This is a genomic window from Chryseobacterium sp. OSA05B (genome assembly GCF_019970065.1).
Classification (GTDB): Bacteria; Bacteroidota; Bacteroidia; order Flavobacteriales; family Weeksellaceae; genus Chryseobacterium.
Map to the genome: position 1 here is coordinate 1,219,660 of NZ_JAHXYH010000001.1, position 17,333 is coordinate 1,236,992.

Annotated in this window: 11 protein-coding genes; 5 read left to right on the forward strand and 6 right to left on the reverse strand. The window is 37.9% G+C overall.

Going from position 1 to position 17,333, the window contains the following annotated elements; translation table 11 throughout:
* Window positions 1–3 precede the first annotated feature (3 nt).
* From LC419_RS05590 to LC419_RS05610, 5 genes are all read right to left on the reverse strand, one after another.
* A complete protein-coding gene (locus tag LC419_RS05590) occupies window positions 4–1,107 on the reverse strand; it encodes an agmatine/peptidylarginine deiminase (protein WP_223606425.1) in 1,104 nt (367 codons plus the stop codon).
* 4 nt (window positions 1,108–1,111) lie between these two features.
* Window positions 1,112–1,306 carry a hypothetical protein gene (locus LC419_RS05595; protein ID WP_223606426.1) on the reverse strand — a complete coding sequence of 65 codons (195 nt, stop codon included), beginning with the start codon at window positions 1,304–1,306 and terminating at the stop codon, window positions 1,112–1,114.
* Window positions 1,307–1,375: 69 nt separating this feature from the next.
* Window positions 1,376–2,179: an AraC family transcriptional regulator gene (locus LC419_RS05600; protein WP_223606427.1), complete on the reverse strand. Its 804-nt coding sequence runs from the start codon at window positions 2,177–2,179 to the stop codon at window positions 1,376–1,378.
* A gap of 127 nt (window positions 2,180–2,306) precedes the next feature.
* Window positions 2,307–3,107 carry a GLPGLI family protein gene (locus LC419_RS05605; protein ID WP_223606428.1) on the reverse strand — a complete coding sequence of 267 codons (801 nt, stop codon included), beginning with the start codon at window positions 3,105–3,107 and terminating at the stop codon, window positions 2,307–2,309.
* A gap of 320 nt (window positions 3,108–3,427) precedes the next feature.
* Entirely contained in the window at window positions 3,428–4,855 is a 1,428-nt protein-coding gene (locus LC419_RS05610) for an amino acid permease (RefSeq protein WP_223606429.1), read from the reverse strand.
* A gap of 178 nt (window positions 4,856–5,033) precedes the next feature.
* On the opposite strand from LC419_RS05610, the gene LC419_RS05615 reads away from it, so the two are divergent.
* Complete coding sequence (locus LC419_RS05615) at window positions 5,034–5,840, forward strand: hypothetical protein (RefSeq protein ID WP_223606430.1); 807 nt, start codon at window positions 5,034–5,036, stop codon at window positions 5,838–5,840.
* On the opposite strand, the gene LC419_RS05620 is transcribed toward LC419_RS05615, so the two are convergent.
* On the reverse strand, window positions 5,835–6,128 hold the full coding sequence (locus LC419_RS05620) for a helix-turn-helix domain-containing protein (protein WP_223606431.1): 294 nt from the start codon (window positions 6,126–6,128) through the stop codon (window positions 5,835–5,837). The genes LC419_RS05615 and LC419_RS05620 overlap by 6 nt on opposite strands.
* Window positions 6,129–6,313: 185 nt before the next feature.
* Here LC419_RS05620 and ccoN point away from each other — a divergent pair, with 185 nt between their 5' ends.
* From ccoN to LC419_RS05640, 4 genes are all read left to right on the forward strand, one after another.
* Window positions 6,314–8,593, forward strand: coding sequence for a cytochrome-c oxidase, cbb3-type subunit I (gene ccoN / locus LC419_RS05625; RefSeq protein ID WP_223606432.1), 2,280 nt, complete (start codon window positions 6,314–6,316; stop codon window positions 8,591–8,593).
* Between the two features lie 19 nt (window positions 8,594–8,612).
* Window positions 8,613–9,500 carry a cbb3-type cytochrome c oxidase N-terminal domain-containing protein gene (locus tag LC419_RS05630; protein WP_223606433.1) on the forward strand — a complete coding sequence of 296 codons (888 nt, stop codon included), beginning with the start codon at window positions 8,613–8,615 and terminating at the stop codon, window positions 9,498–9,500.
* Between the two features lie 474 nt (window positions 9,501–9,974).
* A complete protein-coding gene (locus LC419_RS05635; RefSeq protein WP_223606434.1) occupies window positions 9,975–15,005 on the forward strand; it encodes a translocation/assembly module TamB in 5,031 nt (1,676 codons plus the stop codon).
* Window positions 15,005–17,332: a BamA/TamA family outer membrane protein gene (locus LC419_RS05640; protein WP_223606435.1), complete on the forward strand. Its 2,328-nt coding sequence runs from the start codon at window positions 15,005–15,007 to the stop codon at window positions 17,330–17,332. Before LC419_RS05635 ends, LC419_RS05640 begins: the two co-directional genes overlap by 1 nt.
* Window position 17,333 lies beyond the last annotated feature (1 nt).

A 17,333-nucleotide genomic window follows, 5' to 3' on the forward strand; every position in this document is an offset into this window, starting at 1 on the left:
ATTCTACTTCAACAGATTCCCTGCAGGCTGCTGCTGCGTCACACAATGGATCATTCCACCATTTTCATATAAGTTTCTCACATCTATTCCAATGACTTTTCGGTCAGGATACTGCTCCTGAATCATTGTATTGGCCACTTTATCGTTTGGATCACCATAGTTTGGAACCAAAACCACCTTATTGGCAACATAGAAATTAATATAAGAACCTTTTTCTTCCAGCTGCTTTCCATAAGCGGTTTTTGCTTTATTTTTTGTGGCCGGCAGGTATATTTTTTTGTATTCCTTTCCGGCTGCATTGGATGCTGTATAGAGGGTATTGATATCTTTATCGGTAAGTCCCATCTCAAAAAGACCGTCCTCGTCCATTGTGATCATGGTCTTATGATTGATGAATTTCATGAACCCGTCGATATGCATATCGGTAACATCTAATCCTGTAACACCGTCAAGCCAGATCACCTTGGAAACACCGTAGTATTTTTCAAACATTTCCTCCGCTTCCTGCTGTGTAATTCCTTTTGTTCGGGTAGATCCTTTTTTCTGACTGATCACAGAACTTTTACAAGCCATCAGAACACCGTTTCCGTCGGTTTCTACAGATCCGCCTTCATTCACCATTTCATCATTCAGATCAATCACTTTAATGCCCAGATCCGCTCCTATCCGCTGAGGAATTTTATTACAGTTTCCGGAGTCATACTTTCCTCCCCAGCCGTTGAACCCCCAATCTTCAATCAGTACTCGGCCGTTATTATCTTTCACGAAAATAGGCCCGTTATCTCTCACCCAGACATCATCGGTAGGATATACTTTGAAATCAACATTTTTTAAAGAGATTTTATTTTTTTCCAACAGATCAGAAATTCTTTTCTTTTCCGTGCCATCATAAGCAATGATATGAACTTTTTCCCCGGACTGAAGCTCACGTGTCATATCGATCCATGTCTGTTCTATTCTTTTCCGGTATTCTGTGCCGTGCTGATGATGGTGTGGCCATTGCAGCCAGGTTCCTTCGTTAGGTGAAGATTCTTCTGGGAAGTGATACGTCTGTGCCATACAAAATGTTACATTAAATAAAAGAGTGAGTGCGAATAATTGATTCATATCATTAAAACTTTTTTCCAATAAATAGTCCGAAATTGATATCGGTTTCGAAAGTACTTCCGGTCTGGGAAATATTACGTCCTATTCCGAACTGTGCTTTTTTGCTGTTCTCCAACCCCAACCGGATGATCTGACTGCTGGCCTGATGTTCCTGAAAACTGAAATCGGATTCCACCATCAGCATACTGTAGAATTCCAACAGTTGGAGTATTTATCCAGGACAAAATTAGATCATCAGAAAAACAAAACTTGTCCTAAAAGGACATCCTTACAAATGCAGCGGAAAATAAATATGAGTAATCATTTCTCCCTTTTCATACTTAAGGTGTTCTTCTATCACATCCGAGTTGTCAAGCAGGAGCTCTGGCCGAGTGAGCCAGAAACGGTAAAAGTTCCGGTAGGTTTCTAAAATATTTTCAAAAGATCCGTAATGAGTAAACCGGATGTATTTTCCTCCAAAAATTTCTGTTTTCTGAAGTCCGGAGGCTCCCGGCGCAGTCTGTAGTATCGCCGCCCCATATCTGCAGTGGGAACGGTTGGTGATCAACGGTTGATCGCGTATAATTCCATAAGCAGGAAATGAATCTCCGTTTTCCTGTTCAATGGTAGCCCACAAATCATTAATCTCCTGATTATTGTAATCTTTAGCTTTAATGAATGTACAGTACACAGAAACAGCATCCTTGTACTTGATTTCATACTGCAGGTCAACAGCTTCATTGTCGAGAAATTCTTTAAAAATCTCCTGCTTCTGACTTCTGGCTTCAGCAGGTGAAATATGATACTGTTTTTTAAAGGCTTTTGAAAAAGACTGGATATTGAAATAACCGACTTCCCGGGCAATATCAGAGATTTTATCAGTGGTATAGATCAGTTTTTTGTACGATTTTTCCAGGCGGAGACGCTTTTGAAATCCGGAGATGTTTTCTTTAAAAATCTTAAAAAAAATCCTTTGAAAATTACGGTACGAATACTGAGACAGATATTCTATTTCATCGGCTGTGATCTCCCGGTCAAAGTTTTCTTCGATATGATCAACGATCTTCTGTATTTCGTTAAAACTGATCTGCACGGCTTTATATTTTGCCAATGGATTGGCTTACGTACTCTAAAGATAAATATTTTCAGTTGAGTATTCAACTAATTAATGAACCAAATAGCAGTTCTAAAGTAACGTTGGTACAGATCGTCAAAAGCTTCTATTTATAATTGATTTTATGATTCAGTTCTAAAGGATTATCATCTTCAAGAATAGATTTTTGCCCTCTTTTGATCATTTCGTTCATATCCTGTTCTTTTCCCTGAGGATCATAAAATGTAACTTTCCCTGCGGTTTTAGAGTTCCACGGATCATTATAATATGATTTCCCCAGATGATCATATTTTGCCCAATCGATGGTAATGGTTTTCTTCCTTGCATCAAACCAATCGCCCCCTTTTTTTATCTGCACTAAATTGAATGCGTAATCATGTTCAGTATCTTCAATGGAAATAATTAAACCAGGCAATCCATTGAAAACATATGGACCGTCATTGAAAGGCAATTCCGACGTAAACCAGGCAATCCATTTTCTGCCGCCATAATTAACTTCTGCTTTTTGTGATTTATATTTTCCTATTGTTTTTTGTTCTGATAAAATTTTCCAGTTTAATGGTTCATCCATAGGAAGAAGGTAATTCGCCCGTAAATAAGTAATAATTTTCTCTACTTTATTATTATTCAAATCTTTTTTAATGTAAAACTGATTTTCAACCCCCAGTTTGTATCCTCCATTTTTATTAATGAACTTCAGGGAATCAGCATTTTTAGCCATTGATTCCCGAAAAATAGAAATATTATTCTCAAAATCCAGCACCATATGATCTTTATAAATATCATCAGGTTTTCCTTTAGCTGACAGGAATTTAGTTTCATAAATAAAACTGAACTTCTGTGAAAAACAAAATGTTGATACTAAGGAAAAAAATAAAATAAGTTTTAATGGGTGTGTTGTTTTCATAAAATCCGTGTTAAGTTATGGAACTTATTATTCTAATCGGAAACATCTATTCGACAAAGTCAAATTTAAGCTCAAAAAACTTAAATAACTTACATAATTTCAATGAAAAGGACAAATTTATAAATCTATTTAAACGCAAATAAGGACAGATCAAAATCTATCCTTATTGTTATTTAGGTCAGAAGCCTGAAGCTGGAAGAGTTCTTAAATCCGAAAGCATAACTTTAAGACTACTTCATTACATTTTAAGGTTACTGTTAAATATTAATGTCAGACAGTTACCTCCAGCTTCCTTCTCCTATCTTCCAGCTTTCTATTGACTACTTGATTTTAGGTTTATATAATTTAAACATCAGGAATAAGAAAGCCAGCCATATTGGAATTAAAATAACCTGAATTTCCATTCCGGTAATACTCATCAATACCAGAATTGCGACTAAAAACAGAATACAGATATAGTTCGAAACCGGATAAAATATGGACGGAAATAACGTCTTCACCCCCGATTGATCTTTCTCTTTTCTAAATTTCAGATGGGTGTAACAGATCATCAGCCAATTGATAATTAACGTAGAAACCACAAGAGCCATTAGATATTCAAATGCTTTTTCAGGTACCAGTTTATTGATGATAATACAGATTCCCGCGAAACAGGAAGAGATCAGAATCGCATTGGTAGGAACACTGTTTTTGTTCAGTTTCTTTAAAAATTTCGGTGCATTTCCCTGCTGAGCCAACCCGAAAAGCATTCTGCTGTTGCTGTAAACACTGCTGTTGTACACTGATAAAGCTGCGGTCAAAACGATCAGATTAAGGATATTGGCAATTAAAACATTGAACTGAATCACCTTTCCGAATATTTTGAATTCAAATCCGTTTAAATTCTGGAATACCATCACAAACGGGCTTGTCCCTTCTGTAATTTCTCTCCACGGACTCAATGCAAATAAAATAACCAAAGCTCCCACATAGAAAATCAAAATCCTGTAAATAACCTGATTGGTCGCTTTTGGAATCGTCTTTTCAGGATTTTTAGCTTCAGCAGCCGTGATTCCTATTAATTCCAATCCTCCAAAAGAGAACATAATCATCGCCATGGCGGCAAATAGTCCTGAGAAACCACCTTCCCCTTTATTAAAGAAACCTTTGGGGAAAAATCCGCCGTCGTTCCAAAGATTGGAAATGCTTGCCTTATCTCCTCCTGTACCACTCAATAACAAATAAATCCCGAAAACAATCATCCCAATGATAGCCACCACTTTGATGATGGAAAACCAGAATTCAGTTTCGCCGTATACTTTTACAGATGCCAGATTTAAGGCCGTAATCATGATAAAAAAGAATAGACTGGAAACCCAGAGCGGGATTTCGGGCCACCAGAAATGAATATAATGCCCGATGGCCGTGAGTTCAGCCATACTTACAAGGATATAGAGAATCCAATAATTCCAGCCGGAAGCAAAACCGGGGAAATTTCCCCAATATTTATAGGCAAAATGACTGAAACTTCCGGAAACAGGTTCCTGAACCACCATTTCACCAAGCTGACGCATAATAAAGAACGCGATAATTCCAGCCAAAGCATACCCGAGAATAACGGAAGGACCCGCTAAAACTGCTGCCGGACCGATCCCGAGAAACAGTCCCGTTCCTATGGCTCCTCCAAGGGCAATTAATTGAATATGTCTGTTGGTTAATCCTCTGACAAGAGCCCCATCATTGGACTCCGTTTTCTGTTCGCTGCTCATAAAATCAATTATGCCCTAAATATATAAAAACTTTTCAGAGAAATTAACATTCCATAGGTGGTGTAAATTGGGTAAATCGGATAACTTATTTTATTTTCTAAATCCAAAAATTTTCTTTGGAAAAATTTCAATCTCTCAATATTATTAAAAATATTAAATTAGTGAACAAAATAAAACCATGAAGAACATTATCGAAGAAGAAACTGATTTTTTTAGCGGAAAAAATCTAACAAGATTTTTTGTATTGCTAACAATATTTTTGATATTATTTTTCTCTTATATTTATATAGCATCACACCTAAATTGGGGCTTCAATATGAGTGATAAAAATATGATCGGAGATGCAATCGGAGGCATTTCAGCTCCTTTTATTGGTATATCCACATGTATCTTAACATTTATTGCCTTTTATGTGCAATATGATTTTAATAAAAAACAATCAATATTTATAAAAAAACAGCATGTAAATGAATTCGTAACAGAATTTAATCAAACCTTCAACCTAATTAAAATTAATGACAATTTATCTGATACTTTAAAAGTTGCAAAGATAAATAATGTCATAAATGAGTTTACAGAGAACTTTACTGCTGACGATATTCCATCTATCCAAAAAAATGGAGAGCTCGATATCAATATTGTACTAGATATGTTGAATGCAAAGCAATTTTATGACGTAACTAGTATTTTTTTTAACTATTACAATCCTGCCAGAAAATTCATTATTTTTTTGGATATAGTTATACGCGAATTTTCTCATATTGATATAAACGAAAAAGAAAAATTTAATATTGTAAATAATTTTATAATAAAATTTGAGATAGTAACGACACCTGAAATTGTCAATTTTTTAGTTTTCAATTTAATGGCAACTCCAAAAACTGTTATTAAAAATAAAGATTTTATGATTAAATGTTTTAAAAATCATTACGGAACAAATAAATCCATCTTTGGCATTTATCAACAAATTCAAGACTCATTATAAATATTCCTCCGGAATCGAAATATTATTCTTTTTCATGTACTCCAAAAGCGACTGGTATCGGTCATCATTCCCGTCCATCCCACATTTGTGCGAAATACTGCAGATATCGGAAGGCTTGATTTCCAGAATATCTGAGATCTTCGTGAGGATATCGAGATTGATTTTCACTTTAGCGTTTTCAATATCGGAATAGGCCTTTTGGGAAATTCCCATTTCAAAAGCCATGTACTCCTGCGTAAAGTCTTTACTTCTACGGATTTTCCTGATATTTTGGCCACATACTTTCATCGTTTTTGTTTTAGTAGTTTTCGGTATAGTTTAGAAGGATACCTACTAGACTTACACAAAGTTAATAAATACCTTTGGCAAAACATTATACACGTTACATGATATTTATTTTTTCATCCAAATCAAGGTCACTACCTTCTGATTTCAGAGGATAAATATCACTTCGGTACAACACAATTGGAATTATGGAGACGCAAAAATTCAATTATGACAATAATATTGTCAGAGCATTCTTGTATGCTACTATCGTATTCGGGCTGGTCGGCTTTCTGCTGGGACTTTCGGCCGCGCTGATGCTTTTCTACCCTGAGTTGCCTGAGTTTTTATTCGGGACAGATGATACCACGATTCAGAGTCTGAGAAGCGGAAATATCCAGGGACTGATCAACACGCAGGGTGCAATGGGATTCGGAAGGATCAGAATGCTGCATACGAGTGCCGTTATTTTTGCTTTTGTGTGTAATTCCTTCTTCTGCGGTGCCTATTACAGCATGCAGAGACTTTTAAAAACAAGAATGTACAGTGATACGCTTTCATGGATTCATTTCTGGAGCTGGCAGCTGATGATCGTTGCCGTAGTGATCACATTCTTAATGGGAATCAATACGTCCAAAGAATATGCAGAACACGAATGGCCGATAGATATCCTGATCACTTTCTCATGGATCATTTTCGGAATCAATATGTTCGGAACCATTGCGAAAAGAAGGGTGAGACACCTTTACGTAGCCATCTGGTTCTATATTGCAACCTGGATTGCTGTTGCCATGCTACATATCTTTAATAACCTTGAAGTTCCCCTATCATTCACGAGTTGGAAATCCTATTCTGTATATGCCGGTGTAAAAGATGCACTTGTACAGTGGTGGTACGGTCACAATGCCGTAGCATTCGTACTCACAACACCGGTACTGGGTCTGATGTATTATTTCATGCCGAAAGCAGCACAGCGTCCTGTATTCTCCTATAAATTATCCATTATTCACTTTTGGTCGCTGATATTCGTATACCTTTGGGCTGGTCCTCACCACCTTCAGTATACGGCGCTTCCGGCATGGGCTCAGGCCGTAGGTACGGGATTCTCTATTATGCTGATCGCTCCGTCCTGGGGAGGAATGCTGAACGGACTTCTTACCTTACGAGGAGCCTGGGATAAAGTGAGAGAAAATCCCATCCTTAAATTCTTTGTGGTGGCAATCACCTGTTATGGGATGGCTACTTTCGAGGGACCTTTATTAGCTACAAAATCTTTAAATAAAATCGGGCATTACACCGACTGGGTCATCGGACACGTACATTTGGGCGCGCTTGGATGGAATGGTTTCATGGCCTTCGGGGTAGTCTATTATCTGATCCCGATCATGTGGAGAACGCCGTTATGGTCTAAAAAATTAGCCAACTGGCACTTCTGGCTTGGAACACTGGGAATTATCTTTTATGCAGTTCCGATGTATATCTCAGGATTCACTCAGGGATTGATGTGGAAACAGTTCAATCCGGACGGAACCCTGTTATGGAAAAACTGGCTGGATACGGTAACCGCGATCATTCCTTACTTTAAAATGAGATTCTTAGGAGGTCTTCTTTACCTTTCAGGAGCTATTTTAATGGTGATCAATGTGATTAAAACCGTAAGATCAGGCTCATTCCAGAAAAATGTTCCGGCAGAAGCACCGGCACTCGCAGATATCGGCACTGCAAGAAAAGAAGGCGAAGGCGTACACCTTTGGCTGGAAAGAACTCCAAAACTATTATCTATCCTGGCTTTCATTACCGTAGCAATAGGCGGATTAATAGAAATCGTTCCAACATTATCATTAAAACAAAGTGTTCCGACGATAACGGCTGTAAAACCATACACACCGCTTGAACTAGAAGGAAGAGATTTATATGTCCGTGAAGGGTGTAACTCCTGCCATTCCCAGATGATCAGACCTTTCCGTGATGAAATCGTGAGGTTTGAAGGTAAAAACGGACAATACTCAAAAGCGGGAGAATTTATTTATGACAGACCGTTCTTATGGGGATCCAAGAGAACCGGTCCGGATCTTCACAGAGAAGGAGGCCGAAACCCTGATTCATGGCACTTTAAACATATGTATAACCCAAGAATTACGTCTGCAGGTTCCATTATGCCGCGTTTCCCATGGCTGATCACGAATAAACTGGACCGTACTCAAATGGTGGCCAAGATGAGGTTAATGAAAAATGCTTTCGATGTACCTTATTCAAAAGCGGAAATAGATTCTGCGGGACAATGGGCCGACAACCAGTCCAAAGCGATTGTACAGAGAATTTATTCTGAAGCTACAGATGTGAAAAGCCAGATGGAAAAAGAAAAAATGGCAAAAGGTGCTGCTTATATACCGCTTGAGCAGAGAGAAATTGTAGCGATGATCGCTTATCTTCAAAGATTAGGTACCGATATTAAAACTACACAGATCCAGACCGCAAGTGCTGAATAACCTGTAAAATTGTACTGCAATGAAAAAGAGAACCCCTATTTCAATATATATCGCAACAACGATAGGCTTAACGATCATGGCGTTTGAAATGTTCGCCGGAGACTCAGGTTATTTTTCCTCCCCTTTTTTCTGGGTCCTTATTGTGATCGCTGTCATCCTTCTTCTGATCATGAACTCAATTGGAGATCTGGTGGAAAACGAAAGTTTCAACAGGCTGACCGATGAGGAAAAGAAAGAATATTTAGCAGAAAAAAATATTCCGTATTATCAGAAACTTTGGAATTCTGCATTCAAAAAGCAGTCTGCCACGGAAGAAAAAGACATCCTTATCGATCATGGTTTTGACGGAATCACAGAGCTTGACAACTCACTACCCAAATGGTGGATAGGTCTGTTCTGGTTCGGATGTATATTCTGCGTAGTGTATCTGATGGCCTTTGCTTTCACTGAATACGCCCATCCGGAAGCTGAATATGACAAGGAAGTGAAAACCATGCTTGCTTCCATCCAGGAATATGAAAAAAATGCTCCTCAAATCAATCTGGAAAATGCAAAATACAGTGCGGATCATATCGCTGAAGGTCAGGAATTATTTAAAACCAATTGCGTAACCTGCCATGGTGACGGTGGAAAAGGAGGTATCGGGCCTAACCTTACGGATACCCACTGGATCAATATCAAAGAAAAAAGTCTGTTTAAAAACGTATTCTGGATGCTTGAAAACGGTTCACCAAACAATCCTACGATGCGTCCATTTATTAAAGACGGAACCATTACAGGAAGAGACGCAGAAAAGATTGCAGCCTACATCTACCACATCAACCAGGAAACTTCTCCCATCACTCCGGCTCAAGGCGGTGCTGCTGCTCAAGGTGAAGAAGTGAAATGGGAAAATGGTAACAATTAATTTTAAGAATGTCAGGAAGTTTGAAGCTGGAAGAGGGAAGTTATGTAGTCTAAAAGAAGACTTACAGAACCATTTTATTATTTTTTTAAAGCTAGTTTAAGATCACTTTTAAAAATGAATGTCCAATATAACTTCCAGCCTCCCTCTTCCAGCTTCCAACCCTTTAAAACTTAGATCACATAACTTAACAAAAATTTATTATCTCCATATATTCCTTGCCCCCTTTGAAAACCTATCTAACATTTGAATTTTCATTTTTGCTAAACCTTTTCAACGTTAAAAAATGATATAAAGGGGGCTTTTAAACAAAAAAATCCAGACCTTGGTTGTCTTTATCAACATATTCACTTGACAACTATTCAACTAAATTCCATATCAGGACAGCCAAGGCAGGATTTTTGTACTTATGCTAGGATACCACAACAAAGAGCTAATAAAATAGTATTCTTATATTTGTTAAAAACCTAGTCACATTTGAAACTGAAAATCAACAAAAGAAAACTTTTAAAGCGTATTGCAATAACCTTTATTTCAATATTGGTTTTTCTTACCCTTCTGATCCTTAGCTTAAGGCTTCCTGCCGTTCAAAATTTTATCAAAGACAAACTGGTCGTGTATCTTGAGAAAAAAATCAAGACCAAAGTAAGCCTGGAAAGAGTTTACATTGGATTTCCAAACAGCCTTGTGATGGAAAATCTTTACCTTAAAGGACAGGATGTAGACACGCTTCTTGCGGTTAAAAAACTGGATGTAGGCCTGAATATGATGAAGCTTATCAGTTCAACGGCCGATATTACTTCGGTGGATCTTGAGGGAGCCCGCGCCAATGTGGTACGGAAACCGAACGGAACATTCAATTTCGATTATATCATCAATGCTTTTGCGACCAGCGATAAGGAGGAAAGTTCTTCCAAGCCTTTTATTATTTCTCTTGATAAGATTAATTTAAAGGATATTGGCGTGACCTTTAGTGATCAGCAGTCTAGGAACGATATTAAATTATATTTCAAATCATTTGATACCAGGGTTAAAACTTTTGATCTCAATAAAAATACGTATGCCGTTAATGACATTAATCTTGACGGACTGAAGTTAAAACTAAAACAGGATCTTATTGAAGAGGTTTCTAAAAAAGTAGAGAAAAAGGTAGATTCACTCAATGATAAAAAGCCGATGAATATTGGCCTGAGAGGCATAAAACTGACCAATTTCGATATTGATTACGGCGATGACAATACCAAAACGTTTGCTAAAGTTCTGTTCAAAGAATTAAGTACGAAGGTGAACAAATTGGATCTTGAGAACAATTCCTACAATATTTCCAATGTTTTCCTGTCCGGAGCAGACATTAACGCCAACCTTTATCTTCCTGCCCAAAACGCCAATCCGAAGGAAACAAAAGAACCTGAAGTTTCTAAAGTTTCGGATAAGGATAAAGCGATGAAAGTTCTTCTCGGAAAACTGGTGCTGAATGATGTAAAAGCAATCTACAACAACACCGCGATTGCTCCTACCAAACAGGGAATGGATTTCAACCACATGAATTTTTCTAAAATGAATGTGGAAGTAAGAAGCTTCAAAATGGAGAACAATACGTTTGCAGGAACCGTGAATTCCGCAGAAATTCAGGAAGGAAGAGGTCTGGATATCCAGAAATTCAATACAGATTTTGTGTATGCAGAAAAACAGGCTTACCTGAAAGATCTTTATCTGCAAACCCCGAAAACGCTGATCCGTGATGAGGTCATTTTAAATTATGATTCGCTTGATCAGCTGACTTCAAATCCGGGAGCTGTAAAAATTTCAGCCAATATCAAGGATTCCAAAATAGGTTTCGCAGATATCCTGAATATTGTTCCTACTTTGCGAAATACCGCTCCATTCAATAAATATCCGAATGCTATACTGAATGTCAATGCTAACGTTCAGGGAATCGTCAATGATTTACTCATCAAAGATCTTAAAGTTTCAGGTCTGGATCAGTTGAGAGTGGCGGCATCAGGAAGAATCAAAAATGCAATGAAACCTGAAAATCTGTACTATGATCTTAGGATTGCAGAATTTTCAGCAGAAGCTAAAACAGTTTACAATCTGGTTCCGAAAAATACCATTCCATCCAATATCTCCCTCCCTTCCCATTTCAGTATTAAAGGAAGTGCAAAAGGAACAACGAAGGTGGTAAAAGCAGACCTGAACCTCTACTCTACCCTTGGAAACGCTGCTATTGTGGCAGATGTGGATATGAGCAGAAAAAACCGCGAACTGTACGATATAAAAGCTAATCTTCAGGCTATTCAGGTTGGAAAGATTATTAAGAATAAAGATGTCGGAGCCGTTACCGCTCAGATTTCCGCAAAAGGTGAAAGCTTTGACTTTAAAAATGCAAAAGCAGATCTTAAAGGACATGTAGCATCAGCTGTTTACAAAGGATACCGTTATCAGAATATGGATCTGACGGGTAAAATTAACAGAGGTGTTTACAATATCGTTTTAAACTCAAAAGATCCGAATGCGAATCTGAATTTAATAGCTTCCGGAGTTTACAGTGAAAAAAATCCTACGGTAAAAATCAATGGTGAAGTGATCAAGCTTGATGTGAATAAACTTGGATTCTATGAGAAACCCATGATTATCGCAGGAAAGATCGACGGGGATTTTTCAAGCCTTGATCCGGACGCGCTGAACGGTTATCTAAACTTAAAAGATTTCGCATTTTCAGATACCAAAGAAGTCTATCCGGTACAGGAAGTTAATCTGAAAGCATCCTCCACACAGGATTCCACGCAGATCATTTTCAATTCTCAGATCGCAGATGTTTCTTTAAAAGGAAAATATAAACTGACCCAGATTTTTGGTGCTTTAACGCAGACGATCAATCAGTATTATCAGTTCCAGAAGCCTGCTAAAGGACCGAAAATTGATCCGGGGCAGTTTTTCACCTTCAATGCCAAGATTAAAAATGATGATCTGATCAGGAAATTCGTTCCGGAACTCAAAACTTTTGAAACGATCAATTTAGCAGGAAATTATGATGCAGATTCTCAAAAAATTGAAATAGACGGACAGATTCCGCAATTATTATATGGTGAAAATTCACTGGAAAATGTAGCCTTAAAAGTGACCAATGAAAATCAGGCGTTACAGTACAGTCTCAATGCCGGATCTTTAAAAAGTTCCAGTTTTACATTGAAAAAAATTGCCGTGAGTGGAGATGTGGCGAACAATACCATCAATTATAATATTACCACCAAAGACGACAAAGATGCGACGCAGTTCCTCATTGCAGGAAATGCAAAATCACTGAATGATATTACAGAAATTTCCCTGAACCCGAATGGTTTAAAACTTAATTATTCGGACTGGAATGTTGCTGAAAACAATAAGATCCAGATCAGCAGTAAAGGGATTTTAGCCGATAATTTTGTCCTTTCGAATGGAGGAAGTCAGATTTCACTTCAGTCTGAAACTGAAAGTCCAGCCAGCCCCTTGAATGTGGCATTGAAAGATTTTAAAATAGAAACCATTACCGAACTGATCAAAAAAGATACGGTTCTGGCCAAAGGAACCATTAACGGAACTGCTCAGCTTCGTAATGTAACGAAAAATATGACCTTCACTTCAGATCTTAATATCACCGATCTGATTGTGTACGGAAATGCGGTTGGAAATCTGGCCGTAAAAGTGAATAATTCTTCACCGAATATTTTAAATGCCGATGTTGCCTTATCAGGCAATGATAACGACGTGAAAATTCTTGGAGATTATAATACTTCTTCAAGTACTTTTGATCTGAATATGGCGATCAACAAGCTTCAGATGAAGAGTGTTCAGGGATTCTCCATGAATGCGATAACGAATACGGAAGGCTATATTTCAGGAAATTTAAAGATCACAGGAAATACAGAAAAACCGAATATTTTAGGTAAAGTGAAATTCAATGATGCAGGACTGGAAATTGCCAAAACCGGCAGTGATTTCAGAAAACTGAATGATGAAATTGACTTCACGAACCGCGGTATTGAGTTTAATAAATTTAAAATCAACGATAAAGACGGAAACTCTCTTGTGATCAACGGGCAGGTTCTTACGCAGACGTACAGGGATTTTGCCTTTAATCTTGATGTAAATGCCAAAGATTTCAAAGTCGTGAATTCAGAAAAATCCAATGACGCAATGATGTACGGAATTCTTGCCATTGATGCAGGACTTCACATCCGCGGAAACTTAGATCTTCCGAAAGTGGACGGCAGGCTGGCTGTTTCTGATGATACCGACTTTACTTTTGTACTTCCACAATCAAGCCCTTCTGTGCAGGAAAGAGATGGGATTGTGGAATTCATCGATCAGGATCAGGTTGTGTTGAATAAAACCGTTAAAGCTGATTCTCTGAAAGCCCAGAGCCGCATCAAAGGAATGGATGTGAGTGTGAATATTGAAGTGAGTAAGGAAGCTAAAATGTCCATTGTAATTGATAAAGCTAACGGAGATTTTGTAAAACTTCAAGGTGAAGCAGAACTGACAGGAGGAATTGATCCTTCAGGAAAAACAACGCTTGTAGGGGTTTATGAAGTGGAAAAAGGTTCCTATGAGCTTTCCGTAAGTCTTCTGAAACGTAAATTTGATATCCAGAAAGGAAGTACCATTACCTGGACCGGTGAACCGACTGCTGCCATTATGGACATCACCGCTGTATATAAAACGGAAGCTCCACCTATTGATCTCGTTGAACAACAAGTGAGCGGTGAAGATGCTTCCATACTGAATCAGTTTAAACAAAGAATCCCTTTCAATACTTTATTAAAAATGAAAGGTGAGCTTCTGAAACCCCAGATCAGTTTTGATATCACGACAGACGAAAAAAATAACGCCATCTCCTCTACGGTAAAGGATATTGTAGATCAAAAACTTACTCAACTCAGAACGCAGGAATCTGAAATGAATAAACAGGTTTTTGCCCTTCTACTCCTTAACCGCTTCATTGGGGAAAATCCTTTTGAATCCGGTGCGGGAATGTCTGGTGAAATGCTGGCCAGACAAAGTGTGAGTAAAATTCTTTCCCAACAATTGAACAATCTTGCCTCAGGCTTAATCAAAGGAGTGGATATAGATTTAGGTCTTGATTCTTCTGAAGATTATTCAAGCGGGAAGAAAAATACAAGAACGGATCTGAATGTAGGAGTAAGTAAAAAATTACTGAATGACCGTCTGAAAGTTTCCGTGGGAAGTAATTTTGCACTGGAAGGTGAAGCCCGACAAAACGAAAGTACAACGAACATCGCAGGAAACGTCACTGTTGACTACAGCCTTTCAAAAGACGGAAGATATATGCTTCGTGCCTATCGTAAAGATGAATATCAGGTGGCTCTTCAGGGACAGATCATAGAAACGGGGGTAGGTTTTATCATTACTTTAGACTATGATAAATTCCGTGAGATCTTCCAAAAAACAAAGAAAGAGAGACGCAAAAAAGAAAACAAAAATAACCAAGTGGTAGAATTTAAATAATGAAAAGCAGACTTAATATATATTGTAAATATCTGTTCGCTTCGGGCATTACCGCAGCTACTCTTTCCTGCAGCAATACCAAATATCTGAAGCAGGGACAGATGCTTTATACCGGCGGAGAAGTAAAAATAGAAAATGATAGCCTTTCAAAGAAGGAAAAAAAGGAACTAAAGACAGCCCTGGAAGAGAATCTGGTTCCTAAACCCAATTCGACCTTATTGGGCATCCGTCCGAAATTATATTTCTACAATATCGCCAAAGAACCTAAAAAAGATAAAGGTTTTAATTACTGGTTAAAATATAAAGTAGGTGAAAAACCTGTATTGCTGGGAGATGTAGACCGTGAATTTAACAGAAAGATCATTGAAAATTATTCTGAAAATAAAGGATATTTTAATGCAAAAGCTACCTATGATACGGTTTCCAAAAATAAAAAAGCACAGGTTATTTACACCTTAAGACCCGGTGCAAGATATCTGGTGAGCAATGTTAAATTTAAGCAGGATTCTTCACTGGTCAATAAGGAAATCCAAAGTCTGGCGGATAAAACGCTGCTTAAATCCGGAAAGCCTTTCGATCTTGATGTGATTAAAAATGAAAGAGAAAGGATCGATAATGGGTTAAAAGAAAGAGGATTCTATTATTTCAGTCCGGATAATATTATTGTTCAGGCAGACAGTACTGTGAGCAAAAATCATAAGGTAGAGCTTAACGTAAAATTAAAAGAAGACACTCCGGATCTGTCCACGGAGCAGTTTAGCATCGATAAAGTGATTGTTTTCCCGAATTACAATATTCAGGATGTAAAAAGAGGCAAGTACAGCGTTCCGATGAATGCTGATTCGCTTTCCAAATATGCTTATGATGATATTTATGTGATTGATCCGCAACATAAATTTAAACCAAAGATCTTCGACAGAGCTTTGTATTTTAAAAAAGGAGATCTGTACAACCGCTCCAATCATAATCTAACCCTTAACCGTCTGATCAGTCTGGGCGTTTTCAAATTTGTAAAAAATGAATTCATTGTTTCGGATTCATTAAAACATCAGTTTGATGCCTATTATTTACTGACCCCAAGACAAATTCAATCATTGAGACTGGAAGCTTTGGGAAGAACCAATTCTGCGAATTATGCCGGTAGTGAATTGAACTTAAACTGGACCCACAGAAATTTTTTCAGAGGAGCTGAACAGTTTAAAGCCGCTGTTTACGGTGCATTTGATTTCCAGATGGGAGGTCAGGAAAATGCCAAGAATCTCTTCCGTGCAGGATCAACTGTACAGCTTTCCATTCCAAGGATCGTAGCCCCTTTCCGTTTCAATTCTTCAAGTGCATTTGTTCCGAGAACGAATATCAATTTAGGATTTGAATTCCAGAACCGTACCGAGTATTATACGCTTAATACGTTCAGTGCATCATTTGGGTATTTATGGAAGGAAAATGTAAGAAAGGAGCATGATCTGAAGGTATTGGACGTTACATTGGTTTCACCTGCCAAGGTTACCGCTCTATATGACTCCATATCAGCAAACAGTGATGCCATGCAAAGGGTTGTTCAAAAGCAGCTTATTTTTGGCCCTACTTATTCTTATACCTATACCAATACAATGCTGTCCAAGCCTACTACCATTTATTATAAAGGTACGTTGGATTTAGCAGGAAATCTTACTGGTTTGGTAACCGGTGCTAATGTTGAAAAAGGAAAAGAAAAAAAGATTTTCGGAATCCCCTTCAGTCAATATGCCAAAATGGAAAATGACTTCAGGCTGTATCATAAGTTTACAGAAAAAACTTCTTTAGCCACAAGATTTATTGGAGGGATAGCTTATCCGTACGGGAATTCGGAGAATATTCCTTTCTCCAAACAGTTTTTTTCCGGAGGAAGTAACAGTATCAGAGCATTCCGAGCCAGAACATTAGGTCCGGGAAGTTTTGACCCGAGAACGATTAAATCAGGATATTATTTTGACCAGTCCGGAGATATCAAGTTGGAACTGAATGCAGAATACCGTGCTAATCTTTATAAGTTTTTAAATGTTGCGGTCTTCGCAGATGCAGGAAACGTATGGTTAATTAATGAAGACACCCAAAGACCGGGCGCTAAATTTTCCAAAGAATTTTTAAGTGAAGTTGCAGTCGGAGCCGGAGTTGGTCTGAGACTTGATTTCTCTATCTTAATTTTAAGGCTGGATCTTGCGATGCCATTACGTGTTCCCTATTATGAGAAAGGAGACCGATGGGCATTTAACCGGATTAACTTCGGAGATTCACAATGGAGAAAAGACAATTTAGTATTAAATATAGCTATCGGATATCCTTTCTAAT